Source organism: Mesorhizobium sp. USDA 4413 (genome assembly GCF_056280365.1).
Genome location: NZ_JBVPRP010000001.1, coordinates 5,215,183 through 5,239,202, shown reverse-complemented (window position 1 = coordinate 5,239,202; position 24,020 = coordinate 5,215,183). Strand labels below are relative to the sequence as shown.

General features: G+C 64.9%; 25 protein-coding genes, 1 tRNA gene and 1 pseudogene. 11 read left to right on the top strand and 16 right to left on the bottom strand.

Annotation, left to right across the window (positions count from 1 at the left end):
- Positions 1-69: 69 nt before the first annotated feature.
- Together ACVMIM_RS25695 and ACVMIM_RS25690 are read left to right on the top strand one after the other, a co-directional pair.
- Complete coding sequence (locus ACVMIM_RS25695; protein WP_278048104.1) at positions 70-1,989, top strand: potassium transporter Kup; 1,920 nt, start codon at positions 70-72, stop codon at positions 1,987-1,989.
- An 83-nt stretch (positions 1,990-2,072) separates the two neighbouring features.
- The gene (locus ACVMIM_RS25690) at positions 2,073-3,113 is read left to right on the top strand and encodes an SDR family oxidoreductase (RefSeq protein ID WP_476115309.1); all 1,041 of its coding nucleotides are present in this window, start codon (positions 2,073-2,075) and stop codon (positions 3,111-3,113) included.
- 40 nt (positions 3,114-3,153) lie between these two features.
- Here the strand turns inward: ACVMIM_RS25690 and ACVMIM_RS25685 are convergent, their stop codons facing one another.
- A complete protein-coding gene (locus ACVMIM_RS25685) occupies positions 3,154-4,047 on the bottom strand; it encodes an SDR family oxidoreductase (RefSeq protein WP_476115308.1) in 894 nt (297 codons plus the stop codon).
- A gap of 259 nt (positions 4,048-4,306) precedes the next feature.
- On the opposite strand from ACVMIM_RS25685, the gene ACVMIM_RS25680 reads away from it, so the two are divergent.
- Complete coding sequence (locus ACVMIM_RS25680) at positions 4,307-4,717, top strand: winged helix-turn-helix transcriptional regulator (RefSeq protein ID WP_476115307.1); 411 nt, start codon at positions 4,307-4,309, stop codon at positions 4,715-4,717.
- 83 nt (positions 4,718-4,800) lie between these two features.
- A pseudogene (locus ACVMIM_RS25675) lies at positions 4,801-6,029 on the top strand (FAD-dependent oxidoreductase).
- Here ACVMIM_RS25675 and ACVMIM_RS25670 read toward each other — a convergent pair.
- Both ACVMIM_RS25670 and ACVMIM_RS25665 read right to left on the bottom strand, forming a co-directional pair.
- Positions 5,983-6,702 carry a glutathione S-transferase family protein gene (locus tag ACVMIM_RS25670; protein WP_476115305.1) on the bottom strand — a complete coding sequence of 240 codons (720 nt, stop codon included), beginning with the start codon at positions 6,700-6,702 and terminating at the stop codon, positions 5,983-5,985. The pseudogene ACVMIM_RS25675 and the gene ACVMIM_RS25670 sit on opposite strands and share 47 nt — an antisense overlap.
- 1 nt (position 6,703) lies before the next feature.
- Positions 6,704-7,009, bottom strand: a complete 306-nt coding sequence (locus ACVMIM_RS25665; RefSeq protein WP_040999064.1) for a Rieske (2Fe-2S) protein — start codon at positions 7,007-7,009, stop codon at positions 6,704-6,706.
- A 96-nt stretch (positions 7,010-7,105) separates the two neighbouring features.
- Here ACVMIM_RS25665 and ACVMIM_RS25660 point away from each other — a divergent pair, with 96 nt between their 5' ends.
- The 3 genes from ACVMIM_RS25660 to ilvC all read left to right on the top strand — a co-directional run bounded on the left by ACVMIM_RS25660 (position 7,106) and on the right by ilvC (position 9,390).
- Positions 7,106-7,561, top strand: a complete 456-nt coding sequence (locus ACVMIM_RS25660) for a MarR family winged helix-turn-helix transcriptional regulator (protein ID WP_476115304.1) — start codon at positions 7,106-7,108, stop codon at positions 7,559-7,561.
- A 131-nt stretch (positions 7,562-7,692) separates the two neighbouring features.
- Entirely contained in the window at positions 7,693-8,334 is a 642-nt protein-coding gene (locus tag ACVMIM_RS25655; protein ID WP_476117362.1) for a TetR/AcrR family transcriptional regulator, read from the top strand.
- Positions 8,335-8,370: 36 nt separating this feature from the next.
- On the top strand, positions 8,371-9,390 hold the full coding sequence (ilvC, locus tag ACVMIM_RS25650; protein ID WP_320289510.1) for a ketol-acid reductoisomerase: 1,020 nt from the start codon (positions 8,371-8,373) through the stop codon (positions 9,388-9,390).
- A 179-nt stretch (positions 9,391-9,569) separates the two neighbouring features.
- On the opposite strand, the gene ACVMIM_RS25645 is transcribed toward ilvC, so the two are convergent.
- Positions 9,570-9,854, bottom strand: coding sequence for a PilZ domain-containing protein (locus tag ACVMIM_RS25645; protein ID WP_476115302.1), 285 nt, complete (start codon positions 9,852-9,854; stop codon positions 9,570-9,572).
- A 165-nt stretch (positions 9,855-10,019) separates the two neighbouring features.
- A complete protein-coding gene (locus tag ACVMIM_RS25640; protein ID WP_476115301.1) occupies positions 10,020-10,607 on the bottom strand; it encodes a BA14K family protein in 588 nt (195 codons plus the stop codon).
- Between the two features lie 164 nt (positions 10,608-10,771).
- On the opposite strand from ACVMIM_RS25640, the gene ACVMIM_RS25635 reads away from it, so the two are divergent.
- Both ACVMIM_RS25635 and ACVMIM_RS25630 read left to right on the top strand, forming a co-directional pair.
- Complete coding sequence (locus ACVMIM_RS25635) at positions 10,772-11,884, top strand: endonuclease/exonuclease/phosphatase family protein (protein WP_476115300.1); 1,113 nt, start codon at positions 10,772-10,774, stop codon at positions 11,882-11,884.
- Between the two features lie 5 nt (positions 11,885-11,889).
- Positions 11,890-12,606, top strand: a complete 717-nt coding sequence (locus ACVMIM_RS25630) for a hypothetical protein (protein ID WP_476117360.1) — start codon at positions 11,890-11,892, stop codon at positions 12,604-12,606.
- 73 nt (positions 12,607-12,679) lie between these two features.
- Here the strand turns inward: ACVMIM_RS25630 and ACVMIM_RS25625 are convergent, their stop codons facing one another.
- From ACVMIM_RS25625 to ACVMIM_RS25615, 3 genes are read right to left on the bottom strand one after another with little or no spacing between them, the layout of a single operon-like run.
- Positions 12,680-13,897: an ABC transporter permease gene (locus ACVMIM_RS25625; protein WP_476115298.1), complete on the bottom strand. Its 1,218-nt coding sequence runs from the start codon at positions 13,895-13,897 to the stop codon at positions 12,680-12,682.
- Positions 13,894-14,601: an ABC transporter ATP-binding protein gene (locus tag ACVMIM_RS25620; RefSeq protein ID WP_476115296.1), complete on the bottom strand. Its 708-nt coding sequence runs from the start codon at positions 14,599-14,601 to the stop codon at positions 13,894-13,896. Before ACVMIM_RS25620 ends, ACVMIM_RS25625 begins: the two co-directional genes overlap by 4 nt.
- 4 nt (positions 14,602-14,605) lie before the next feature.
- Positions 14,606-15,892 (bottom strand): efflux RND transporter periplasmic adaptor subunit, encoded by a 1,287-nt coding sequence (locus ACVMIM_RS25615; protein ID WP_476115295.1) that lies wholly within the window; start codon positions 15,890-15,892, stop codon positions 14,606-14,608.
- 132 nt (positions 15,893-16,024) lie between these two features.
- Between ACVMIM_RS25615 and ACVMIM_RS25610 the strand changes: the two genes are divergently transcribed.
- Both ACVMIM_RS25610 and ACVMIM_RS25605 read left to right on the top strand, forming a co-directional pair.
- The gene (locus tag ACVMIM_RS25610) at positions 16,025-16,927 is read left to right on the top strand and encodes a PhzF family phenazine biosynthesis protein (protein WP_476115293.1); all 903 of its coding nucleotides are present in this window, start codon (positions 16,025-16,027) and stop codon (positions 16,925-16,927) included.
- Between the two features lie 161 nt (positions 16,928-17,088).
- Positions 17,089-17,164: transfer RNA gene (locus ACVMIM_RS25605), tRNA-Lys, on the top strand.
- A gap of 41 nt (positions 17,165-17,205) precedes the next feature.
- On the opposite strand, the gene ACVMIM_RS25600 is transcribed toward ACVMIM_RS25605, so the two are convergent.
- From ACVMIM_RS25600 to cbiE, 8 genes are all read right to left on the bottom strand, one after another.
- Entirely contained in the window at positions 17,206-17,598 is a 393-nt protein-coding gene (locus ACVMIM_RS25600) for a hypothetical protein (RefSeq protein WP_476115292.1), read from the bottom strand.
- Positions 17,599-17,691: 93 nt separating this feature from the next.
- Complete coding sequence (gene cobT / locus ACVMIM_RS25595; RefSeq protein ID WP_476115290.1) at positions 17,692-18,717, bottom strand: nicotinate-nucleotide--dimethylbenzimidazole phosphoribosyltransferase; 1,026 nt, start codon at positions 18,715-18,717, stop codon at positions 17,692-17,694.
- 25 nt (positions 18,718-18,742) lie between these two features.
- On the bottom strand, positions 18,743-19,510 hold the full coding sequence (gene cobS, locus ACVMIM_RS25590) for an adenosylcobinamide-GDP ribazoletransferase (RefSeq protein ID WP_278048089.1): 768 nt from the start codon (positions 19,508-19,510) through the stop codon (positions 18,743-18,745).
- Positions 19,507-20,823 (bottom strand): cobyrinate a,c-diamide synthase, encoded by a 1,317-nt coding sequence (locus tag ACVMIM_RS25585; protein WP_476115288.1) that lies wholly within the window; start codon positions 20,821-20,823, stop codon positions 19,507-19,509. Before ACVMIM_RS25585 ends, cobS begins: the two co-directional genes overlap by 4 nt.
- Positions 20,820-21,635, bottom strand: coding sequence for a uroporphyrinogen-III C-methyltransferase (gene cobA, locus ACVMIM_RS25580; protein WP_476115287.1), 816 nt, complete (start codon positions 21,633-21,635; stop codon positions 20,820-20,822). The genes ACVMIM_RS25585 and cobA overlap by 4 nt, the downstream gene beginning before the upstream one ends.
- The gene (gene cobM / locus ACVMIM_RS25575; RefSeq protein WP_476115286.1) at positions 21,632-22,396 is read right to left on the bottom strand and encodes a precorrin-4 C(11)-methyltransferase; all 765 of its coding nucleotides are present in this window, start codon (positions 22,394-22,396) and stop codon (positions 21,632-21,634) included. Before cobM ends, cobA begins: the two co-directional genes overlap by 4 nt.
- Positions 22,393-22,782 (bottom strand): cobalamin biosynthesis protein, encoded by a 390-nt coding sequence (locus ACVMIM_RS25570; RefSeq protein ID WP_476115285.1) that lies wholly within the window; start codon positions 22,780-22,782, stop codon positions 22,393-22,395. Before ACVMIM_RS25570 ends, cobM begins: the two co-directional genes overlap by 4 nt.
- Positions 22,779-24,020, bottom strand: a complete 1,242-nt coding sequence (cbiE, locus tag ACVMIM_RS25565) for a precorrin-6y C5,15-methyltransferase (decarboxylating) subunit CbiE (protein WP_476115283.1) — start codon at positions 24,018-24,020, stop codon at positions 22,779-22,781. The genes ACVMIM_RS25570 and cbiE overlap by 4 nt, the downstream gene beginning before the upstream one ends.

Below are 24,020 nucleotides of genomic sequence, written 5' to 3'. Positions count from 1 at the left end.
CACGTCAGGGCACTTGATATTGCACTGCAGCAAGCGTAGAGCACCGCGCGTTTTATCGGAGTGTCGTCCATGGCCCTTGCCAATGGTGGTGCAGACGCAGAACCCGCCGACCTGTCGAGCCACGCGGAAATCGAGCAGCACAGCACCAAGGTGCTGATGCTCGGCGCGCTGGGCGTCGTCTATGGCGATATCGGCACGAGCCCGATCTATGCGTTTCGCGAAGCGCTGGTGGCGTCCTCGCGCGGCGACGTCGCCGATCGCGGCGACATTCTGGGCGTGCTGTCCCTGATCATCTGGTCGCTGACGATCATCGTCACGATCAAGTACATCATGTTCGTGCTGCGCGCCGACAATCGCGGCGAGGGCGGCGTGCTGTCGCTGATGGCGCTGGCGCGCAGCAGCTTTTCGACCCGCTCGGCAGTCATCCTCGGCGTCGGCATTGCCGGCGCGTCGCTGTTTTTTGGCGATGCCGTCATCACGCCGGCCATCTCCGTGCTGTCGGCGGTCGAAGGCATGAATGTCGTCACGCCGGCTTTCCAGCCCTATGTCGTTCCGCTGACCCTGCTCATCCTCGCCATCCTGTTTGCCGTACAGCGGTTCGGCACGGGGGGAGTGGCAATGATCTTCGGTCCGATCACGGCCGTCTGGTTCCTGGCCATCGGCCTTTCCGGGCTCAATCACATCATTGCCGATCCGGAGATCCTGTGGGCGATCAGCCCGCATTATATCGTCGCCTTCCTGATCCACTCGCCCGATGTCGCCTTCGTCACCATCGGCGCGATCTTCCTGGCGGTCACCGGCGCCGAGGCGCTCTACGCCGACCTCGGCCATTTCGGCCGCAAGCCGATCGTGCTGGCATGGCTGGCGATCGTGTTTCCCTGCCTGCTTTTGAACTATGCCGGGCAGGGCGCCTATGTGCTCGCCAAGGGCGGCGCGGTCGGCCATCCGTTCTTCGAAATGAACGAGGGCTGGGCGCTCGTCCCCATGGTGGTGCTTGCGACGGCGGCGACCGTCATCGCCAGCCAGGCGGTGATCTCCGGCGCTTATTCGCTGACGCGGCAGGCGGTGCAGCTCAACATGCTACCGCGGCTCGAGATCCTGCATACGTCGGAAAAGCAGTCCGGGCAGGTTTATATGCCGCGTGTCAACATGCTGCTCGCGCTGGTTGTGATGCTGCTGGTGGTCGGCTTCGGCGAATCCAGCAAGCTCGCTTCCGCTTACGGCATCTCGGTCACCGGCAACATGCTGGTGACGACGGTGCTGCTTTTCGTGGTCATGACCCGCATCTGGAAATGGCCGCTGTGGCGAGCCGTGGCGCTAACCGTGCTGTTCGCCTTCATCGACATCGGCTTCTTCGCCTCCAACATCGTCAAGGTTTTCGAGGGCGGCTGGGCGTCGCTTGCGGTCGCTTTCGCCATCATCCTCGGCATGTGGACCTGGGTGCGCGGCAGCCGCTACCTGTTCGACAAGACCCGCCGCAACGAGATCCCGCTCGATTTCCTGGCGGCAAATCTCCTGAAGAAGAAGCCGCAGCTGGTCTCGGGCACTGCCGTGTTCCTGACCAGCGATCCACTGAGTGCGCCGACCGCGCTGATGCACAGCCTGAAGCACTACAAGGTGCTGCACGAAAAGAACGTCATCCTGTCGGTGGTGACGGCGCCGCAGCCCGTTGTGCCCGACAGCGAGCGCGTGAAGCTGGAGACGGTCAACGAGCTGTTCATGCGCGTGACTTTGACTTTCGGCTATATGGAGCAGCCCAACATCCCGCGCGCCCTGGCGATCTGCCGCAAGCAGGGCTGGAAGTTCGACATCATGACGACGTCCTTCTTCCTGTCGCGGCGTTCGCTGAAGGCCTCGCCCAATTCCGGCATGCCGATCTGGCAGGACCGGCTGTTCATCGGCCTCGCGAAAACGGCGGCGGACGCGACGGAGTATTTCCAGATCCCCACCGGGCGCGTGGTGGAGATTGGCACGCAGGTCGCGATCTGACAGACTACGCCGCACAGGCTGACGTCGCGCAATTCAGGACGGAAGACGCAGTTTCCCAGCAGTTGCTTTCGAAGAGGGCGGGCATGAGCGGCGAGTTGGTGCTTGTGACCGGCGGGTCGGGCTTTCTCGGCGCTCACTGCATCCTCGCGCTTTTGAAGGCGGGCTTCCGCGTGCGCACAACCGTCCGCTCGGCCAGCCGCGAGGCCGATGTTCTTGCCATGTTGAAGGTCGGTGGTGCCGAGCCGAGCGATGCGCTTTCCTTCGCGCATGCCGATCTCGTAACCGATACGGGCTGGCCCGAAGCGGTGGCCGGATGCCGGTACGTCCTTCATGTCGCTTCGCCTTTCCCGCCCGGCGTGCCGAAACACGAGGACGACCTGATCGTTCCGGCCAGGGAAGGAGCGTTGCGCGTGCTGCCGGCAGCGCGCGATGCCGGCGTCGAACGCGTCGTGCTTACCTCGTCCTTTGCCGCCATCGGCTATGGCCAGACACCGGTGGCCGGGCAGCCGTTCACGGAGGAGAACTGGACCAATCTTTCGGAAAAGGTCAGCGCCTATGTAAAGTCGAAGACGCTGGCCGAGCGCGGGGCCTGGGATTTCATCAATCGCGAAGGCGGGTCACTGGAGTTGGCGGTCGTCAATCCGGTCGGCATCTTCGGGCCGGTTCTGGGACCGGATCATTCGACCTCAACGGATTTCATCAGGCGCCTGATGGATGGCGAGATGCCTGGCCTGCCACGCATGGTGTTCGGCGTGGTCGATGCGCGCGACGTGGCGGATCTGCATCTGCGCGCCATGACCGATCCCGCCGCCAAGGGCGAGCGGTTCCTGGCCGTCAGCGGCGATTTCATGACGACGCGGGAGGTCGCACGGACGCTGAAGGCGCGGTTGGGCAACGCAGGATCGCGCATCACGACCAGAGTTCTGCCGGACTGGCTGGTCCGGATCGTCGGGCTGGTCGACCGGCAGGCGGCCCAGATCGTGACCGAGCTGGGCAAGCCGAGAAACGCAACGAGCGCCAAGGCCATGCGCCTGCTCGGCTGGACGCCCCGATCGCAGGAAGACGCGCTTGTCGCGACCGCTGAGAGTCTTATCCGGCTTGGGTTGGTCAAACGGTCGAGGTGAGGCGCGCCTGGGAGAGAAGCGCTCTCGGGCGCGCCGGTTTTCAGCCGAGCAGGGCAGACTTGTTCGCTTCGAGGAACTGGCTCAGCGTCCGCGGCTTGCGGCCCGAGAGTCTTTCGACGGCATCGGTCACCTCGCCTATGCGGCCGGCGCGGGTATTGGCATCGAAGGAGACGATGATGCGGGCGAAGTCCTCGGGAACGCCCGCCGCCTTGACGCCCTCGGTCAGCGCTTCGTCCGGCAGTTGGATGACCTCCAGCGGCTTGCCGGTCACCTTGCTGACCAGCGCTGCAATTTCGTTCGTGGTGTAGGCCTGCGGGCCGGTCAGCGTGTAGATATGGCTTTCCTTGGAGCCGGATGCGAGGCCGGCGGCGATTGCGGCCGCCATATCGTCGCGCGCGCCGTGGGCGACGCGCCCGTCGGCGGCCGACGTGTACCACTTGCCCGATGAAATGGCGTGAGGCAGCGACATGAACAGGTTCTCCTGATACCAGCCGTTGCGGAAGATGGTGTAGGGGATGCCGCTTGCCTCGATCGCCTGCTCGGTGCCGTAATGGTCGCCGGCAAACAGCACCGGCGAGCCCGGCTCGGGATTTGGCATCGAAGTGTAAAGCAGGTGCGAAACGCCTGCCGCCTTGGCGGCGGCCACCGCCGTCTGATGCTGCTTCAGGCGCCGGCCTGTCTTAAGGTCGAGGTCGCTGGTCGAGATGATCAGCACCCGGTCGGCGCCGCTGAACGCCTTTTCCAGCGAAGCCGGATCGTCGAAGTCGGCCACCCTGACCGTGATGCCCTTGGCGGCCAGATCGGCGAGATTTTCGGGGTTGCGCGTGGTGGCGATGATGCTTGAGGGCGCAATTTTCTGTTCGCCCAGCAGGTGATTGATAACGGCGCGGCCAAGATGACCGGAAGCGCCGGTGACGAGAAGGGTTTCGGACATTGGCAATCCCTTGATTGCAAGAGGCGGGTCGAGTTTAGTGGTCTCATAAAGAGACCAGCACTAAAATAAGAATTGACCCCAAGCCGTAAAGAAGGCAGTTTTGCGGGAGGTAGGCACAGCCAGGGAACCACCCCGGCCGGCCTAAAAGCGCGTCGCGATCTTTCAGCGTCGCTCCATGCGCTTTAGGTTTTGACTTCACGCATGTCCCGAAACCGGTTCCCTCGGGAGACATGCTTTAGTTTCGATCAGCGGATGTCGCATGGACAGCAAAATCTTCAACCTGAAAGCCAAGCTCGAGGTCTACAAGGCCATGACGAACGGCGCCAATTTCGCCGACTGTCCGGTCCGCGACGTGATCCAGGGCATCAGCGGCAAATGGAGCTCGCTGCTGGTGATGGCGTTGGCCGAGAAGCCCTACCGCTTCGGCGAGCTGCGCCGGCTGGTTCCCGACATCTCGCAGCGCATGCTGACGCAGACGCTCTATGACCTGCAGCGCGACGGCTATGTGCATCGCGAGGTTTTCCCGACCAAGCCGCCAAGCGTCGAATACAGCTTGACCGATCTTGGGCGCTCGATGTTCCTGCCCCTGCAGCAACTCATTCAATGGGCCGAACTCAATCATGACGCGGTGCGGGACGCGCGCGCTGCCTTCGACGCCACCCAAGGCTGATTTCTCGATATAAGCGTCAAAGCGCCCGCTTGATCCGGCGCGTTCCAGGCGGGATTCTCCCCCTCGGTTCGGGTTGGGGGACGATGCGCAAGTCTTACGAGATCGCGATTGCCGGCGCTGGTCCGGCCGGGCTGGCGGCAGCTCTTTACCTCAGGCGGGCAGGGCACAAGGTCACCATCTTCGAGCGCTTCGACGAGCCGAAGCCGGTCGGTTCCGGCCTCATCCTGCAGCCGACGGGGCTGACCGTGCTCGCTGATCTCGGCTTGCTCGATGAGATCCTTTCGCTTGGCAGCCGCATCGAGCGGCTGCACGGCACCGACGCCAGGAGCGGGCGCACGGTGCTTGAGGTCCGCTACGACGCCCGGCGCGGCCGCCGTTTCGGCCTCGCGGTCCACCGGGCCGCGCTGTTCGGCGTGCTCTTCCGCGCCGCCTTGCGCGAGACGATCGCCATCGAAACCAATGTCGAGGTCGAGATCCCGGAGACGGCCGAGCGCGCGACGCTGGTCTGCGGCAACGGCAGGCGGCTCGGACCGTTCGACCTCATCGTCGATGCCAGCGGCGCACACTCGAAACTGCGGCACCATCTCGGCGGTTCCGCCATGCCGCGGCCGCTCGCCTATGGCGCCTTCTGGGCGTCGCTCGGCTGGTGGGGCGGCTTTGACAGGAGCGCACTGCTGCAGCGCTACGACAAGGCAAGCATCATGGTCGGCGTGCTGCCGATCGGCCGGCCGGAGCCTGGCGCAGAAGACATGGCGGCCTTCTTCTGGAGCCTCAAGCCGGCCGATGCCGAACGGGTAAAGGCCGAGGGGCTCGAAGCGTGGAAGGCGAGAGTGGTTGCGGTATGGCCTGAGTGCGAAGCCTTCACCGGCCAGATCGACAGTTTCGAGCAGCTCTCGCTCGCCCGCTACGGCCACCACACGATGAGGCTGCCTGCCAGCCGGAGGCTTGCCGTCATCGGCGATGCCGCGCATCGACCAGCCCGCAACTGGGGCAAGGCGCGAATATGGCGCTGCTCGACGCCGCAGCGCTCAGCCACGCGCTGGCGCGGGCGAACAGCATCGATGATGCGCTGGCGACTTATGCCAGCGCACGCCGTTGGCATGTGCGCGTCTTCCAGGCGCTATCGTTGTCGCTGACGCCGTTCTACCAGTCCGACTCCGCGGCCTTGCCTTTTGTCCGGGACCGCATGGTGGCGGCGCTGGCGAGGATTCCGCCGGGGCCGCAATTCCTTGCCGCCATGGTCACCGGAACCGTGATCGACCCGTTCAGGCGGATAGGGCTTGCGGAGCTGCAATGGCCTGCCGCCGGATGATCCCGGACAGGTAAGATCCCTTTGCCCGAAGGAAGGCGTGCAGACGCTGCGGATAGTCCGCGCCGACCGCCTCCTTGACTGATTGCCGCCTGCTCAAGGCCGCGCGCCATGCCTGAACGAGCGGCTTGCCGTCGAGAATGCCGAAATCGCCGATGCGGTCGAACGTGTCGATATAGCGGAAGACCGGCCCATAGACGGCATCGACCAGCGAGAAGCGCTCGCCGGCGAACCACGGGCCGCTTTGCCTTGCGGACAGTTCCGCCTCCACACGCGCGAACATCTCGGACAAGCCTCTGCTTTCATGGAGGAAAGCGGCTTCGTCGGGAGCGCAATAGCAGCGGCCGATGGCATTGAGGATGGCCGAGCCGAATTCGATCCAGGCGCGATGCCTGGCTCGCGCCAGCGGATCGGTCGGGTGCAAGGGATTGGCCTCGGTCTCCTCGAGAAATTCGAGGATCACGGCGGACTCGAAAATCACATCTTCCGCACTGCCGTGCCGGACGCGGAGCAGCGGCACCTTGCCGAGCGGCGAGATGGCTTTGAACCAATCCGGCTTGTCGGAAAGGTCGACATAGATCCGCTCGAACGGCACGGCTTTTTCGGCCAGCGAGATCGCCGCCCGCTGGACGTAGGGGCACAAATGATGGCTGACGAGGGTGAGGCTGGCGGTCATCTCACTCTCCCCAGACATAGTTCAGCGCGCCATCTTCGACGCGGGTCGACAGGAACATCAGGCGCGAGCCCTTCGGCGCCGGCCCTTCGAGACGCTCGCCGTTATCCATGTCGAACTTCGCGCCATGCCATTGGCAGACGAGTGAGCCGTCCTTGCACTCCAGCGGTCCGCCGAAATGCAGGCAGACATTGGCTGCGGCGCGGATGCGCTCGCCGCTGCGCCAGACATGGACCTCGCGGCCGAAGAAGGGCGCGATCAGGCTGCCGATCTGCGGGATATCGGCGATCTTGCAGATTTCATGTTTCATCGGAGAACTCCTTATCGATGCAATTGCGTCTATATAGATGCATCTGCATCGATCGTCAAGCTTGATGCAATTGCATCTATCCGCTAGGTTGTGCCGATGACCAAGAAATCCCCATCGCCGGAAGCTATCGCCGCCTGGGCGCGTCTCGTGCGCGTCTCGCGCCAACTGGTCGAGAGGACCGAGGACGCGCTGAAGGCAAACGCCCTGCCGCCGCTCGCCTGGTATGACGTGCTCCACGAACTCGCCGAAGCGGGCGAGGGAGGGCTCAGGCCGTTCGAGCTGATCGATCGCGTGCTGCTGGCGCAGTACAATGTCTCGCGGCTGCTGGCGCGGCTGGAAGCGGATGGCCTGGTCGAAAAGCTGCCGGTCTCCGACGATGGCCGCGGGCAGACCGTTCGCATCACCGCAAACGGCCGAGAGATGCGCCGCCGCATCTGGGCGATCTATGGCGCTTCCATCGCCGAGCTGTTGGGAGCGAGGCTCTCGGCCGAAGAACTCAGGACGCTGGCGGCACTGCTCGGACGGCTGCGGCATCCGCCGACCAGCGATTAGCTGGCGAGCCTTCGCGGTTCCGCTGGCTCATTTTCGTCGAGGGCCCTTGCATCGGAAACCGGAATGCGCAATAAGCCGAACCGTAACGTACGGTACGCCATTGGGCGACCGCAGAAGCGGAAAAGAACGTGCTGCAGGCAGGCGCCGAGATCGACAACAGCGAAACGCTGACCGAGCGCCAGCAGGCCGTTCTCGATGCAGCGCTTCGTCTGCTGGTGGAGGAGGGGGACAACCTCACCATGACCGCAGTGGCGCGGCGGGCCAGTTGTTCCAAGGAAACGCTCTACAAATGGTTCGGCGACCGCGACGGCCTGCTGACGGCGACGGTGCAGTGGCAGGCCTCCAAGGTGCGTGTGACACCGGTCGATCGCAAGGGTCTGGATCTCGCATCGCTGACGGCAAGCCTCGAACGCTTCGCCTCCGACTGGCTCAAGGTGATCTCCAGCGATACGTCGATTGCCCTCAACCGGGTGGCGGTCGGCCATGCCGGCTCCGGTAAGGATGACCTCGGCGCCATCGTGCTACAGAATGGCCGCTTCGCGCTCGCCAGGCGGCTGAAGCCGGTGCTTGAAGCCGGCCGGCAGGCCGGGCTGCTCGATTTCGAGGACGCCGAGACGGCGTTCCGGACTTTTTTCGGCTTGGTCGGCCGCGACGTGCAGATCCGTCTGCTGCTCGGCGACCAAGTGGAATTGACTGAGGCGACGATCGGCGGCGATGCCCGCCGCGCGACGCGGCAGTTTCTCGCTCTTTTCGGAGCAAACAACCGGCCGTAAGGCTTCTGATGTTCAAAACGGGAAGGAAACACCAAAATGCGTGTCTATTACGATCGTGACGCCGATCTCAATCTGATCAAGGGCAAGAAGGTCGCTATCATCGGCTATGGCAGCCAAGGCCGGGCGCATGCGCTCAACCTGAAGGATTCCGGCGTCAAGGAGATCGCCATCGGTCTCAAGGCCGGCTCGGCGACCGCCAAGAAGGTCGAGGCGGACGGGCTCAAGGTGATGAGCGTGGCGGACGCCGCCAAATGGGCCGACCTGATGATGATGGCGACGCCCGACGAATTGCAGGCCGACATCTACAAGAACGAGATTGCGCCGAACATCCGCGACGGCGCCGCGATCGCTTTCGCGCACGGTCTCAACGTGCATTTCGGCCTGATCGAGCCGAAGGCTTCGGTCGACGTCGTCATGATCGCGCCGAAAGGCCCGGGCCACACGGTGCGCGGCGAATACCAGAAGGGGGGCGGCGTGCCGTGCCTAGTTGCCGTCAACCAGGACGCTTCGGGCAATGCGCTTGATCTGGCGCTCTCCTATGCCTGCGGCGTCGGCGGCGGCCGTTCGGGCATCATCGAGACCAATTTCCGCGAGGAGTGCGAGACCGACCTCTTCGGCGAGCAGGTTGTGCTGTGCGGCGGGTTGGTCGAACTGATCCGCGCCGGCTTCGAGACGCTGGTGGAAGCCGGCTACGCCCCGGAAATGGCCTATTTCGAATGCCTGCACGAAGTGAAGCTGATCGTCGACCTGATCTATGAAGGCGGCATCGCCAACATGAACTACTCGATCTCGAACACCGCCGAATGGGGCGAATATGTCTCGGGCCCGCGCATCATCACCGCCGACACCAAGGCCGAGATGAAGCGCATCCTGAAGGACATCCAGACCGGCAAGTTCACCTCGGAGTGGATGCAGGAATACCGGGCCGGCCTATCGCGCTTCAAGGGCATCCGCCGCATGAATGACGGCCACCAGATCGAAGAGGTTGGCGCCAAGCTGCGCGCCATGATGCCGTGGATCGCCAAGAACAAGCTGGTCGACAAGGCCAAGAACTGAGGCGATCCACGTTTTTTGTCTGCGCGTCCTCGGGCTTTGCCCTGCGGTCGCGCGGGTAATCGCCAAGAACAAGCTGGTCGACAAGACGAAGAATTAATTCTCGACTTCCTTGTTTACCCGACGGGGCCGGCGGTGCGATCCGCCGGCCTTTTCTTTGCCAGCATGCCGATCGTCGCTCTTCACCCGTAGTGCCAGTGCGGCTTGGGCTCGGTGCCGGTGAACTCGACGCCGATGCGATCCTCGCGGCGCCAACGCACCACTGCCTTGTAGCCGATGCCGTCGACCGGCACATAAAGCAGGAATTCGTCCGGCACGCGCGCATCGATCGGCACTTTCAGCTCCGCGCCGTTCGAATGCATGTTGCGCACCGTGCATCTCACCTCGGAATTGTTAATGCCGGTCAGGATCGCCGCGCCTTTGAGCACGCGTTGCCGGTGCTTGCCTCTCAACTCGTGTTCAGCCATGGCGGCTCGTCCTAGCGGATCGCGGCAGGGCGATCGTCATATGGGGCACTGCAGCACGGATAGACGCCGCTGCTAAATTTAAGGTTATTGTCCCGCACGCGGTTGCTTTTGCCGAAAAAGAAACGGCGCCGCGACGGGCGCCGTCTCATCCTCCTGCCGACGGGCTCAGATATAAGGCGAAATGCACTGCCGGCGCGGGCCGTAGTTGGGCTGGAACGTGTTGTCCCAAGCGCGATACGACCGGTAGCGATCATAGCACCAGCGGACATGGGCCCTGGAAAGCCGCTCGGTCCGGTAAATGCGCCGCGGCTGATAGTAGCGCGGATAGGGATCGTAATAGTAGGGATCGTAGTAGTTGTTATAGGCGAGGCTACCCAGGCCCAGGCCTAGGCCCAGCCCCAGAAGGGCGGCGCCACCATTGTCGAAGTGCCGATGATGGCGGTGATGTCGCCAGCGCCAGTCGTCGCCATCCCAGTTGCGGGAGAAATGACGACCGCGGAAGTCGCCGTCGCGCCATCTGAAATCGCGGCCGCGCCAGTCACCACCGCGCCGCCAGCGCCAATCAAACATCTGCTGCCGATTGTTGCCGCCGGCCCAGCTATCGCGAACAGGGATGATCTTGGATGCGGCCGTGCTGGTCACGGTCGACATATCGGGCTGGAGGACCGGGCCGGCAATCGATGGCACCGTCAGCCCAGCAAAGAGACCCAAAGCCACAAGCCCGGATCCGAGGGAAGACAAGAGCGGTTTCATTTCACTCTCCACGAGTAAGGCCCCACGCCCAGAACACTTGGGGAATAGGCCTATTGATGGGACTTTCCATCTGAACGGAAGATGAACAGAAAGGTTCCGTCAACCATGACGAGCATCGGCCTGGCCCTTGTCTTCGCTCGCGCTTGCGGGCAAAAGTCACGGCCATGTCGCTGCGCCTCGCCACCTTCAATGTCGAGAACCTGATGAACAGGTTCGATTTCTCCGGCTATCGCAACCAGCTCAATGAAGACCGCACGCTGGCGCTGTTCGACATACAGACCGAGGCCGAATACCGGATCCTCGAACAGGCCCGCACGATCGCCCAATCCGACGACACCCGCCAGTTGACGGCGCTCGCCATCGCGGCCACCCGCGCCGACATCATCTGCATGCAGGAGGTCGACAATATCGAGGCGCTGAAGGCGTTCGAATATGGCTACCTGTTCAAGATGGTCGGGGAGGGCTATCGGCAGAAATACACCGCCGCCGGCAACGACACGCGCGGCATCGATGTCGCCGTGATGATGCGCAACGAGACCGCGCAAGGGCAGCCGATCGAATTCGTGCGCATGACCAGCCACGCCTATGTCACCTTCGAGGAGTTCGGGCTGTTCACACCGGAACTCGCCACGCTCGGCCATCTCGCCAGTGAACGTATCTTTCGCCGCGATTGCCTGGAGATAGACCTGAGGATCGGCGGCGCGCCGCTGACGCTTTATCTCGTGCATTTCAAATCGATGGGTCCGCCGCGCAACGGGCTGGACGGCCGCGAGGCGTCGATGCCGCTGCGCATCGCTGAGGCGCAGGCGGTGCGGCGCATCATCGAGGAGCGTTTCGGCAAGGCTCACGCCGCCGACAAGCGCTGGGCGATCTGCGGCGACCTGAACGACTACCGGCAGCGCGTGAAGATCGATGGCGACTCCATCGACGGCTATCGTTTCGAGGTCGTCGACGAAGCGCGATCCTCGATCGATGTGCTTACCGCATGCGGCTTTTGCGAGAATGTCGTCGAGCGGCGGCCGGAGATGGATCGCTGGAGTTTTTATCATACGCGCGGCCCGGAGGAGCGGCATCTGTGCCAGCTCGATTACATCCTGCTGTCGAAGGCGCTGGCCGCGAAGAATGCCACCGCCGTTCCCGATATCGTCCGCAACGGCCAGCCCTGGCGCACCATCTTTCCGCCCGGACAGGAGGTCGAGCGTTTTCCGCGCGCCGGCTGGGACCGGCCGAAAGCGTCGGATCACTGCCCGGTGGTGATCGCACTGGATATGGCGTGACCCTCTTGAGCTTCGATCTGCCCCGCAACGTCATCCTGCCTGTCGATGCGGTCGATGTCCGCCTCGACCCCGGCCCGCACCCCTTCGCGCTCAGCAATGCGGCGGCGATCGCCGAGAACTGGCGGCAGGAAACAGCGGCCAATCCGGCATTGTTCGACGGCGCCGTAGTGCTGCTTTCCGAGCTTGCGTACCGCGATGGCCGCCTTGTCGGACGCTGCCATGCGGTCAACTATTCGACGTTCCTGCTGTGGCGCAAGCGACGCGAGAATTCCGGCGCCGAGCATGCTTATGCGCATGCCGTGCTGGTTGCCGGCGACAATGCGCTGGTGGCGATCCGCATGGGCCGTCACACGGTCAATGCCGGCCGCGTCTATTTCGCCGCCGGCTCGTTCGAGCCGATCGATTTCCGCGACGGGCTGGTCGATGTCGATTTCAACATGATCCGCGAGGTGGGCGAGGAGACCGGGCTCGATCTTTCGGCGGCCGAACGCGGACTGCGCTATCACGCGCTGTCGACGGCTAGCGGCACCGTGATCTTCCGCCGCTACCGTGTGGACGAATCCGCCGACGAACTGGCGCGGCGCATCAGCGCCTTCGTCGCGGCCGAGACCGATCCGGAAATCGAAGGGCCGGTCATCATCCGTAGCGCCGGCGATCTGCCGGATGGCTTGATGCCTCACATGAAGCCGCTGATCGAGTGGCATTTCGGCGGCGATCGTTAGCACCCAATCCACCCTGCTGCTTCAGCGCCGTGTCACCGCAGGAGCGGAGCGCAGGCCGGAACGCTGCCTCCGACTATTCGTGCCGCAGCGCGTCGATCGGGTCGAGGCGGGCGCCGCGCAGCGCCGGGAAGAAGCCGAACACCATGCCGATCAGCGCCGAAAAGCCGACGGCGAGCAGGATGACGGCGGGGCTCGGCGCGAAGGGTATCGTCAACGTCACCGAAGCGAGGCCGGCGAGCGACAGGCCGATCAGGATGCCGATGATGCCGCCAAAGAGCGACAGCACCGTCGCTTCGACCAGGAACTGGATAAGGATGTGCTTTTCATGCGCGCCGATCGCCAGCCTGATGCCGATTTCGCGCGTGCGCTCGGTGACGGACACCAGCATGATGTTCATGATGCCGATGCCGCCGACCAGAAGACTGACGCCGGCGACGGCGCCGAGCATGCCGGTCATTGTGGTGGTGGCACTGGTCATCGCATCGGCGATCTGGGTCATGTCGCGGATGGCGAAATCGGGATCGCGGTCCGGCGTGATGCGGCGCGTGTCGCGCAAAATGTCCTCGACGCGCGGCTGCAGCTCGGTGGTCGGGGTGCGGTCGTCGGCGGCGATATAGATGTTGTCGATGTCGTGGTTGCCGGCGATGCGGCGCTGATAGGCGTGCAGCGGCATCAGCACGACATTGTCCTGGTCCTGGCCGAAGCCGGTATAGCCCTTGGGCTCGAGCAGACCGATGATCTTGCAGGAGGTGCGGTTGACGCGGATGATCTCGCCTTCCGGGTCGCCGGCGCCGAAGAACTGCTGGCGCACGGTTTCGCCGATCAGGCACACACCTGCCCCGGCGCGCGTTTCGGAGTCGCTGAACGGACGGCCTGACACCAATTTCCAATCGCGGGCGTCGAGATAGGCGCTGTCGGTGCCGGTCACGCCGGAGGTCAGGCTTTCGGTGCCGAAGATGACGCGGACCTGCTTTTGCGACGCAGGCGAAATCGCGCGCGCACCGCTGAGATGCGCAACGAGCGCGGCGACGTCCTTTTCAGCCAGCGGCCGCACCGCCTGGTCGAGCCCTCCCGGTCCGCCAGGGCCGGCAGGACGGCCGGCGCGAACGACGAGCAGGTTGCTGCCGAGCTTGGAAATATCGGCCTTCACCTTCTCCGTGGTGCCGGAGCCGATGGTAAGCATGGCGATGACGGCCGCGACGCCGATGACGATGCCAAGCAATGTCAGAAAGGAGCGCAATACGTTGCGGCGGATCGAACGCAGCGAGAGGCGGACGGTCTCCCAGATCATGCCGCTTCCTCCGCTTTCAACACATCGGAGGCGACATGGCCGTCGAGGAAGCGGATGGTGCGGCCGGCATAGTCCGCGACGTCGGCCTCATGGGTCACCATGACGATGGAAAGGCCGAGTTCGGCGTTGAGCCTGGTCAGCAGTTCCATGATCTCGTGCGTGCGCGCGGTGTCGAGATTGCCGGTCGGCTCGTCGGCGACGAGCAGCGTCGGCCTGGTGACGATGGCGCGGGCGATGGCCACGCGCTGCTGCTGGCCGCCCGAAAGCTCGGCCGGGGTGTGGTGCTCGCGCCCGACAAGCCCGACTTCCGCCAGCGCCTGCATGGCGAGATCGCGGCGTTGGCGCGCGGCGACGCCGCGATAGATCAGCGGCAGCTCGACATTTTCCGCCGCCGTGGTGCGCGGCAGAAGATTGTAGCCTTGGAAGACGAAGCCGACATAGAGGTTGCGCAAAAGCGCGCGGCGGTTGCGGTCGAGGCGGCCCGCATCGACACCCATGAAGGAATAGGTCCCGGCCGTCGGCGTATCGAGGCAGCCGATGATGTTCATCGCCGTCGACTTGCCGGATCCCGAGGGGCCCATGATGGCGACGAACTCGCCGCGCCGAATGGCGAGATCGACGCCGACCAGCGCGTGCACGCGGGCCTCGCCCTCGCCATAGCTTTTCCAGACCTTATCGAAGGTGATGAGCCGGGAAGCCGACATGTCGTCAGCTCCGCTGCTGCGCGCCGGTGATGACCGCAGCGCCCTCGTCGAGGCCGGACGTGATCTCGGTCAGCTCGCCGTCGGTCGAGCCGATCCTGACGTTGACCGGATGCGGGCGTCCGTTCTCCAGCACATAGAGCGTGCGCGAGCCGTCGGTCGGCGCCTTCGTCACCTCGCGCTGCCGGTTGGGGCGGCCCATGCGGCCGGTGAAAAGGTCGTTGAAGCTCCAGCCGCGCGCCTGCTGCTGCATCGGACGATAGCGGAAGGCCGTCGAGGGAACGGTGAGCACGCCCTTGGCCTGTCGCGTCACGACCGAAACCGTGGCCGTCATGCCGGGCCGCAAGAGAATCTCGCCATTGTCCACTTCGAGGCGCGCATTGTAGGTGACGACGCCGTCGGTGGTGACCGAGGCGTAGGAGATGTCGCGGATCTCGGCGTCGAAGGGCCGGTCCGGGAAAGCGTCGACGGTGAAGCGGGCGTGCTGGCCGGGCTTGACCTGGCCGATATCGGCCTCGTCGACCGCGGCCTGCAATTCCATGTTCCTCAGGTCGGCGGCGATGACGAAGAGCACCGGCGCCTGCAGCGAGGACGCGACGGTCTGGCCGGGATCGACCGAGCGCGTCAGCACGATGCCGTCGATCGGCGCATAGATGGTGCTTTTCGCGAGATCGGTCTGCTGGGCCTTCAGATCAGCCTGGGCGATGGCGAGATTGGCTTCGGCGCTGTCGAGAGCGGCCTTCGAGCGGTCGCGCGTCGCGGTCGCCGCTTCGAGCGACTGGTCCGTCGCCATGCCGCGCTTGGTCAGCGCGCTGGCGCGCGCAACCGCGTTCTCGTTCTCCTGCAAGGTCACCTTGGCGTCCTCGACGGCGGCGGCGGCCGCTTTCGCTGAAGCGGTGGCGCGCTCGATCTGGACCTCCAGCTTGGCGGTGTCGAGCGTCGCTAGCACGTCGCCCTTCTTGACCTGCTGGTTTTCATTGACCGTGACCGAGCGGACGATGCCGGAAAGCTCGCTGGAGATATCGACCTGGGTCAGCGGCTGCAGCGTGCCGGTGGCCGATACCTCGACCGTGAGGTCGGCGATCGCCGCCGGCACGGTGGTATACTCGATCCTAGGTGGCGCCCCCGCATACCATTGGTAAACCCCTACGCCAGCCGCGGCGATGGCGATCGCCAGCAGGCCGTAGAGCCAGAAGCGCCGTCGTTTGCGGGCCATGCCCTTGCGGTCGAGCCCGAGCGCTGCCTCTATGGAAGTACCGGATTCCGCATTTGGCGGATTGACAAGCTGGTCCACGCCGGACCCCTATGCTGAAAATCGATGTCCCTATCCGTGCACAAATCAGGGCTTAAGGTTCGAATTTCAAATTAAATTTCCCTCATGTTGGGATTGAGGCAGAAATTCGGGGTGAGGCGAAAGGTTTTCTCAATGGCGCGCAATTACTTGCTCTACGATGTGTTTACCACCGAAAGGCTCGCCGGAAATCCGCTTGCGGTGGTGCTGGACAGCGATGGGCTCGACACTGCCGGCATGCAGGCGATCGCCCGCGAGTTCAATCTTTCCGAGACGGTGTTCGTGCTGCCTCCGGACAATCCAAAGCATCGCAACCGCATCCGCATCTTCACGCCCGACTATGAAATGCCTTTCGCAGGACATCCGACTGTCGGCTCGGCGATTGCGCTGACGGAACTCGCCGGGGAGGCCGCCGGCATTTTCGTGCTGGAGGAGAACATCGGGCCGGTGCGTTGCGCGGTAAGCAAGCATGACGGCTCGACCTTCGCCGAGTTCGACCTGGCGAAGTTGCCGGAACGGTTGGAGCTCAAGGCCGATCCGGAAGCGATCGGCGCGGCGCTTGGCCTTGGCCCGCACGAGATCGGCTTCGAGAATCACCGCGTTGCCTTCTGGTCGGCCGGCGTGCCTTATGTGACGATTCCCGTTGCCGGGTTGGAGGAGGCGGCCAAGATCAGGCTCGACAACCAGGCGTGGTCGGAATTGGCGCCCCGCAAGAGCGACTGGGCCTTCGCCAGCCCATATGTCTATTGCCGCGAGACGGTGCATCACGACAGCGCCTTCCATGTGCGCATGATCGTGCCCGGCACGCCTTCCTATGAGGACCCGGCGACCGGTTCGGCCGCGGCCGCCTTTGCCGGCGCCATCATGCATTTCGACGCCCCGATCGACGGTGTCTCGCAGCTTTGGATCGAACAGGGGCTGGAAATGGGCCGGCCGTCGCGCATCCGTCTCGAGCTCAATGTCGACGGCGGAAAACTCGCCTCCGCGCGCATCGGCGGCCATGCGATCAAGGTGGCGGAAGGCAGGCTGTTTGTCTGATGCCTGCGGGCTTTTTTAGGCAGGCATGATCTTTTCCGAAAACCGGAATCCACTTTTCGGGATCATGCCATGTCGATTTGTCGGGAAATGATCCCGCAGGGCTAGACATCACCGAAAGCGGCGGCTATATGCGCCGCCGACGCTGGTTTTCCCGGCGGTGTGGGTGTGTAGCTCAGTTGGTAGAGCAGCTGACTCTTAATCAGCGGGTCCACAGTTCGATCCTGTGCACACCCACCAAATTTCTCATCAAAACAATGAAGTAGGCCGCCACGCGGCCCCTACGGCGCTGTTTTGCTGAGGCTCGCCTTGAACTTGACCTTCATGGTGATCTGACCGCTCACCGTGAGCTGCGATCCGCCGTAACCGCCTGTGTTGCGGTCCCTGGCATTGAGATTGGTGCTCATGCCGGCAATCTCGCATGTATCGGCGACGGTCTCGACGACCATGGCGCAACTGCCCGCCGCGACCTTGTAGAAAGAACGGAGCGCGACCTGCTGCTGCGCGGTGGCATCGTCGTCATCCTTGACCGGAACGGTCATAGAGATCGAGGACTGGATCCTGGCCGACCCGTCTTCGCCGGGACGAAGCGGGCGAACATATTGGTCCTGGGACAAGGCCGGCGAAGCCGCGGCAACAAGAATCGCAGTGGATATTAGAAATTTCAAATGCATCGATCGATCTCCCATGAAACTTCTACGTCTCATGGAATAACCGAGATGACGTTATTTCGATGTTTCAACAGTGTTGAAATTTCGACTGATTTTTTATTTTTCCGAAACGCCGGCTTCGGCGAAGCTAGCCATCCTGGCATGGCATTCCAGCGCCGAGCGGACGATGTTGACGGCAAGGCAAGCGCCGGAGCCTTCGCCGAGCCGCATGCCGAGGTCGAGCAGCGGCGGCAGGCCGAGCGCCTCGAGCAGGCGGCGGTGGCCGGCTTCGGCCGAGACATGAGCGGCGATTGTGTGGGCGAGCCCGGTCGGATGCAGCCTGGCAAGCGGGGCCGCGGCGGCGGTGCAGACGAAGCCGTCGAGCAGCACCGGCACGTTGTTCTTGCGCGCGGCAAGCGTCGCCCCGAGGATGGCGGCCAGCTCACGTCCGCCAAGCGCGGCCGCTATCTTCAGCGGGTCGGAAAGCGAATCGGAATGGCGCTTGAGGCCTGCCTCGATGGCCACCACCTTGCGCTGCAGCCCTGCATCGTCGACGCCGGTGCCGCGCCCGGTCCATTTTTCCGCGCCGCCGCCGAAGAGGGCGGTGGAGATCGCGGCCGCCGGCGTCGTGTTGCCGATGCCCATCTCACCGAAGCAGACAAGGTCGAGGTCGTCGGTCACGGCATCGTAGCCGGCCGAGACCGCGGTAAGGAATGCCTGCTCGTCCATCGCCGGCACCTGAGTGAAATCGCCGGTCGGACGGTCGAGGTCGAGCGGGATGACGTCCAGCTTTGCGCCGGCAATGCGGGCAAGCTGGTTGATGGCAGCACCCCCGCCAGCGAAGTTCGCCACCATCTGTACGGTGACTTCCGACGGATAGGCCGAGACGCCCTGGGCGGTGACGCCGTGATTGCCGGCGAAGACGAAGACTTTCACCGTATCGAGCTTCGGCATGTCGCGACCCTGCCAGCGGCCCAGCCAGGCGGCTATCGTTTCCAGTCGACCAAGGCTGCCCGACGGCTTGGTGAGCGTGTTCTGACGCTCGGCGACAGCAACTGCTGCGGTATCGCTGCCGGCGGGGAGGTCTAGGCAGGCCGCACGCAGTTCATCGAGGGATTTGAAGCGTGTTGATTGGGGGGACATGGGGGGCAAGGTCTCCGAAAAAGAATCAGGAAAGGCAAACGGAAGCGACGAGAAGAACAGCGATCTCGCCAAGCTGCTGCAGCGCGCCGATCGTGTCGCCGGTCTGGCCGCCAATCTGGCTGAGGCAAAGCGCGCGCAAGGCCATGAAGACCAGGCCGAGCAGGATCGCCGCCGCTATCGCGCCGCCAAGGCCGAGCGCCAGCAGCGCCACGGCACCAAGCGCAGCGCCGATGATGGCGGTCTCGGAGGTGACGGTGCCGGCGTTGGCCGACAGGCCGTCGCTGCGGGCCGGCGGCAAAAGATGCATGAAAGCGCCGAACAGGCCGCGCGAGCCGGCGTGCGCGGCGAGCAGCGCCAGGAACACATGGCCCGGACCGGCGAGTTCGGACAGCGCGCTCCAGCGGATGAGCAGCGACAGCCCAAGCGCCGCCGCGCCATAGGCGCCGATGCGGCTGTCGCGCATGATCTCCAGTTTCCTGTCCCGCGTCCTGCCGCCCCAAAAGCCATCGGCGATGTCGGAAAGCCCGTCCTCGTGCAGACAGCCGGTGGCGAGCATCGTCGCGGCGAGCGTGAGCGCCGCGGCCGGTGCGGCGGCGAGGCCGAAGACGGCGGCGATCGCATAGACCAGCGCTCCGATGATTGCCACCGCGAGACCGGCGAAGGGCGCCGCCCAGATCGCATCCGCTAGGCTGCGGCCGCCGAAATCGCTCGAGGGCAACCTCAGCCGGGTGAAGAAGACGAGGCTGAGGCCGATGTCGTCAAGCACTTGCCTGGGTGCGGAAGGGCCGCTCATGCGCTCCTCGCGATGGCGTGGAAGAAGGTGCCGCTCACATGGCCGCGCCGGTAGCCGGAGGCGCCGAGCGGGTTGCCCTGGCCATCGGCAAGATCGGCCAGCGGCTCGTCATTGCCGGCGGCAAGCATCTGCGCATAGTGGAATTCGTGCCCCCGGATCGACGTGCCCTCTCGCCCCAACGGGCAGGCGGCGCGCAGCCGCGCCTCGCGGTAGCCGAGATTCATCTTTCGTTTGGCGAAGCTGGTCGAATGGCCGAGCAGGCCGAGCATCTTGTGCCTCTCGCCGTCCGCGTCTTCCAGCACCTCGCCCAGCACCATGAAGCCGCCGCACTCGCCATGCACCGGCTTGGTCGCCGCAAAGCGCGCCATTCCCTTCCGGAAATTGTCGGCAGCCGCAAGCTTGCCGGCATGGAGTTCGGGGTAACCGCCGGGCAGCCAACAGATCTCGCAGTCCGGCGAAGGCGCTTCGTCGGCAAGCGGCGAGAAAGGCACGATCTCGGCGCCGGCCTTGCGCCAATGCGTGGCGACATGCGGATAGAGGAAGGTAAAGGCGGCGTCCTCCGCCAGCGCAATGCGCTGCCCGGGCGGCTGTAGCGCGTCGCCGAAGTCGCCGGCCGCCGGTTCCAGCGGGGTGGCCAGCGCCAGGATGGCGTCGATGTCGAGCGATTTCTCGACCATGTCGGCCAGCCGGTCGAGATGCGCCATCAGGTTTTCATATTCGCCGGCCTGGACGAGGCCGAGATGCCGTTCCGGCAGGTTGAGCGTCGGATCGCGCAGGATGGCGCCGACCACGGGCAGGCCGATCGCTTCGATGGCGTCGCCCGACAGCCGCCGGTGGCGTTCGCTGCCGAGCCGGTTGAGCACGACGCCGGCCATGCGGACGTCCGGATCGTAAGTGGCGAAACCCTTGGCGACTGCCGCAGCGGTCGTCGACTGACCTGAAACGTCCAGCACCAGAAGCACCGGCAAGCCATAGAGCCGGGCGAGATCGGCGGCCGAGCCCGAGCGGCCTTCGGGTGCGGGAATGCCGTCGAACAGGCCCATCGCGCTTTCGAGGATGATGTATTCGGCGTCATCCGCAGCTTGTGCGGCCAGCGCGTTGAGCAGGGAAGGGGACATCGCCCAACTGTCGAGATTGACGCCGGAAAGGCCGGTGGCGGCTGTATGGAAACCAGGGTCGATATAGTCCGGACCGGACTTGGCGCCGCGCACTTTCAGGCCGCGCCGCGCCAGCGCGCGCAACAGGCCGATGGTGACGCTGGTCTTGCCCGAGCCGGAACGCGGTGCGCCGATGATGATCGCCCGCGCCGTCATGCCTCACCTGCCAGTGCCGCGCGCATGGCGACGATACCGCCGACGACGATCAGCGCCGGCGAAGAGAGTCCGGCGGCCGCGGCCTCTTCGGAGATGGTTGCGAGCGTGGCGACGACGATGCGTTCCCGCGGCGTGGTTGCCGCGACGATCACAGCGGCCGGGGTCGAAGGCGCGAGGCCGCCCTCAAGCAGCTTTGCCGCGATCACCGGCAGGTTGGCCATGCCCATATAGACGACCACCGGCTGACCGGTGCGGGCGATCGCCGTCCAGTCGATGTCGTCATCGGTGCCCGCTGCGTGGCCGGTCGCCAGGATGACGGCCTTGTTGATGCCGCGCATGGTGGCGGGAATGCCGGTGGCGGCAAGCGCGCTGAGACCCGAGGTCAGGCCGGAAAGCACCCGGAACGGTATTCCTTCGCCGGCGAGCGCCAGAATCTCTTCGCCGCCCCGGCCGAAAATATAGGGGTCGCCGCCTTTCAGCCGCACGACACGGCGGCCCTCGTGCGCCAGCCGCACCAGCAGGGCGTTGATATCGTCTTGCCTCATCGAGGGCTGGCCGCCGCGTTTTCCGGCGTAGAAAAGCTCGGCGCCCTGGGCGACAGCCACAACATCGGGCGAGACCAGCGCGTCATAGACAAGCGCATCGCATTGTCCGAGTGCCGCCAGCACCTCAAGCGTCAGGCAGCCAGGATCCCCGGGGCCGGCCCCCGCCAGCCAGACATGGCCGGGTTCCAACTCGCGCGGCTTGAAGTTCAGGCGCGCCAGCGCCTGCTCCACATTTGCCCGTCCGTTCGTATTGGCGCCGCCGTTCACAATCCGTCCCGTCCGCGAAAACGCCGCTGGTAATGGGCGTCGTAGAGTGAGCTTTCGCCGAAATCCTGCGCCGCGAGCGCGCTGCCGACGAAGATGATCGCCGTGCGCTCCATCGGGTTTTCCGCCAGCTGCGCTTCGATGGTACCCAGCGTGCCGGTCAGGATGCGCTCGTCCGGCCAGGAGGCGCGGAAGACGACCGCGACCGGGCATTCGGCGCCGTAAAGCGGCGTGAGATCGGCAACGATGCGGTCGATGGCGTGGATGGCAAGATGGATGGCAAGCGTGGCGCCGGTGCGGCCGAAGCCGGCGAGCGTCTCGCCTGGCGGCATTTTCGAGGCGCGGCCGGAAACGCGGGTCAGCACCAGGCTTTGCGCGAGCTCGGGGATGGTGAGCTCGCGGCGAAGTGCCGCCGCCGCCGCCGCGAAGGAGGGCACGCCTGGTGTCAGCGTGTAGGGAATGCCGTGTTTTTCCAGCCGCCTGATCTGTTCGGCCACCGCGCTCCAGACCGAAAGGTCGCCGGAATGCAGCCGCGCGACATCTTGGCCGGCCTTGTGCGCGTCGACATATTCCGCCTCGATCTCGTCGAGCGACATCGGCGCGGTGTCGATCAGTTTGGTGCCGGGCGCGCAATGCTCGAGCAGTTCCGGCGCGACGATCGAGCCGGCATAGAGGCAGACCGGGCAGGACGCGAGCAGCCGGCTGCCGCGCAAGGTGATGAGGTCGGCCGCGCCAGGGCCGGCACCGATGAAATGGACTGTCATGCGTCGCCGCCTCCGCCAAGAGCGATGGCGCAGGTGACCGGCCCGACCATGATGCGCGGCCCAAGCAGTTTTGCGCCTTTTCCGGCCGCGGCCAGAGCCGAGGCTTCCGAAACCGAGGGCGTGCCGGCCTGGGCCCGCGACGCTTCGGATCGGCTGATCGTGCCGGACGAGACGGCTTTCAGTGCGGCGTCGGACATGACGAGCACGGGAAGGTCGAGGTCGCGGCCGGCAAGGAAGATTGCCTGTTCGTCGCGCTTGATTTCACCGGTGGCCAGCGCCGAAAGCGCGGTCATCGCCAGTCCATGCGCCTCGAGCGCGGTCTCGATCGCGGCGCACACGTCACTTGCTGTCACGCCTTTGCGGCTGCCGATGCCCGCGACCATCATGGTTTCATCCAGCTCCATTGCGTGACCGGCATGGCCGGACGCCAGCCCTGCATGGAGCCGACCGGCCCCGCGCGTGAAAGCGCGATGCGGGTCAGATCGCCGCCGCGCCTGTTGTGCTGGTCGAGCAGCAGCGCCTCCATCTCCAGCGTCACCGCATTGGCGACCAGCCGGCCGCCGGGACGAAGCGCCTTGATCGCCTTTTCGAGCACGCCGGCATCGCTGCCGCCGCCGCCGATGAAGATCGCATCCGGCGTTTCGAGCTTGGCGAACGCCTCGGGCGCGGCGCCTTCGACCACGACGAGGCCGGGCACGCCGCAATGCGCGGCGTTGCGGGCGATGCGGGCGGCGCGCTCGCTGTTGGCCTCGATGGCGATGGCGCGCAGCGAAGGATGAGCCATCATCCATTCGATGCCGATCGAGCCGGAGCCGGCGCCGATATCCCAAAGCAGCTCGCCGCGCCGGGGCGCCAGCGACGACAGCGTGATGGCGCGGATCTCGCGCTTGGTGATCTGGCCGTCATGCTCGAACAGATGGTCGGCGAGGCCGATGGTCAAAGGCAGGATGCGCGCATCCGGCGTCGTTTCAATTTCGAGCGCCAGGACGTTGAGCGGGTTGATGTTTTTGAGGTCGAAGGCATCGGCGCGAACGGTGCGGCGCGCCTCATCAGGACCGCCGAGCGCTTCGAGGACCGTCAATCGCGAGGGGCCGAAACCGAGCTCGTCGAGCAGTCCGGCGACGGCCGCCGGCGCGTCGGCGTCGGAGGTCAGCGCCAGGATGCGCGCGCCGGGGTGGAGCAGGGGCCGGATCAGATCGATCGAATGGCCGTGCAGTGAGATCGTCTCCACGTCCTGCAATGCCCAGCCAAGGCGCGATGCCGCGAGCGACAGCGAGGAGGGCGCCGGCAGGACGAGCATCTCATCCGGGTTCACCTTGCGGGCCAATGTGACGCCGACGCCGTGGAAGAACGGGTCGCCGGAAGCGAGCACGCAGATTTCTTTACCGGCGAGCGCCAGCACGTCTCGCATTTCGGCGTCGAAGGGCACGGGCCATAGGCGGGTTTCGCCCTTGGCCAGAGATGCAACGAGAGCAAGGTGACGTTTGCCGCCGAAGACGACGTCCGCCTGCGCGATGCGCTGCTTGGCCTCGTCGCCGAGACCCGCTACACCGTCCTCGCCGATGCCGACAATGGTAAGCCATTTTGAGGCTGGCTTGGCAGCGCGCAGACCCTTAGCAGGCAT

Excerpts from the sequence above, each read along its gene's own strand:
- ACVMIM_RS25690 (WP_476115309.1), top strand. The coding sequence starts at position 2,073 with ATGAGCGGCGAGTTGGTGCTTGTGACCGGCGGGTCGGGCTTTCTCGGC.
- ACVMIM_RS25610 (WP_476115293.1), top strand. The coding sequence starts at position 16,025 with ATGGCGCGCAATTACTTGCTCTACGATGTGTTTACCACCGAAAGGCTC.
- ACVMIM_RS25645 (WP_476115302.1), bottom strand. The coding sequence starts at position 9,854 with ATGGCTGAACACGAGTTGAGAGGCAAGCACCGGCAACGCGTGCTCAAA.
- cobT (WP_476115290.1), bottom strand. The coding sequence starts at position 18,717 with ATGTCCCCCCAATCAACACGCTTCAAATCCCTCGATGAACTGCGTGCG.
- ACVMIM_RS25600 (WP_476115292.1), bottom strand. The coding sequence starts at position 17,598 with ATGCATTTGAAATTTCTAATATCCACTGCGATTCTTGTTGCCGCGGCT.
- ACVMIM_RS25640 (WP_476115301.1), bottom strand. The coding sequence starts at position 10,607 with ATGAAACCGCTCTTGTCTTCCCTCGGATCCGGGCTTGTGGCTTTGGGT.
- ACVMIM_RS25660 (WP_476115304.1), top strand. The coding sequence starts at position 7,106 with ATGACCAAGAAATCCCCATCGCCGGAAGCTATCGCCGCCTGGGCGCGT.
- cobM (WP_476115286.1), bottom strand. The coding sequence starts at position 22,396 with ATGACAGTCCATTTCATCGGTGCCGGCCCTGGCGCGGCCGACCTCATC.
- ACVMIM_RS25665 (WP_040999064.1), bottom strand. The coding sequence starts at position 7,009 with ATGAAACATGAAATCTGCAAGATCGCCGATATCCCGCAGATCGGCAGC.
- ACVMIM_RS25570 (WP_476115285.1), bottom strand. The coding sequence starts at position 22,782 with ATGATGGTCGCGGGCATCGGCAGCCGCAAAGGCGTGACAGCAAGTGAC.
- ACVMIM_RS25670 (WP_476115305.1), bottom strand. The coding sequence starts at position 6,702 with ATGACCGCCAGCCTCACCCTCGTCAGCCATCATTTGTGCCCCTACGTC.
- ACVMIM_RS25695 (WP_278048104.1), top strand. The coding sequence starts at position 70 with ATGGCCCTTGCCAATGGTGGTGCAGACGCAGAACCCGCCGACCTGTCG.
- ACVMIM_RS25680 (WP_476115307.1), top strand. The coding sequence starts at position 4,307 with ATGGACAGCAAAATCTTCAACCTGAAAGCCAAGCTCGAGGTCTACAAG.
- ACVMIM_RS25585 (WP_476115288.1), bottom strand. The coding sequence starts at position 20,823 with ATGACGGCGCGGGCGATCATCATCGGCGCACCGCGTTCCGGCTCGGGC.
- ACVMIM_RS25620 (WP_476115296.1), bottom strand. The coding sequence starts at position 14,601 with ATGTCGGCTTCCCGGCTCATCACCTTCGATAAGGTCTGGAAAAGCTAT.
- cobS (WP_278048089.1), bottom strand. The coding sequence starts at position 19,510 with ATGAGCGGCCCTTCCGCACCCAGGCAAGTGCTTGACGACATCGGCCTC.
- ilvC (WP_320289510.1), top strand. The coding sequence starts at position 8,371 with ATGCGTGTCTATTACGATCGTGACGCCGATCTCAATCTGATCAAGGGC.
- cbiE (WP_476115283.1), bottom strand. The coding sequence starts at position 24,020 with ATGCCTGCTAAGGGTCTGCGCGCTGCCAAGCCAGCCTCAAAATGGCTT.
- ACVMIM_RS25685 (WP_476115308.1), bottom strand. The coding sequence starts at position 4,047 with ATGTCCGAAACCCTTCTCGTCACCGGCGCTTCCGGTCATCTTGGCCGC.
- ACVMIM_RS25625 (WP_476115298.1), bottom strand. The coding sequence starts at position 13,897 with ATGATCTGGGAGACCGTCCGCCTCTCGCTGCGTTCGATCCGCCGCAAC.
- ACVMIM_RS25635 (WP_476115300.1), top strand. The coding sequence starts at position 10,772 with ATGTCGCTGCGCCTCGCCACCTTCAATGTCGAGAACCTGATGAACAGG.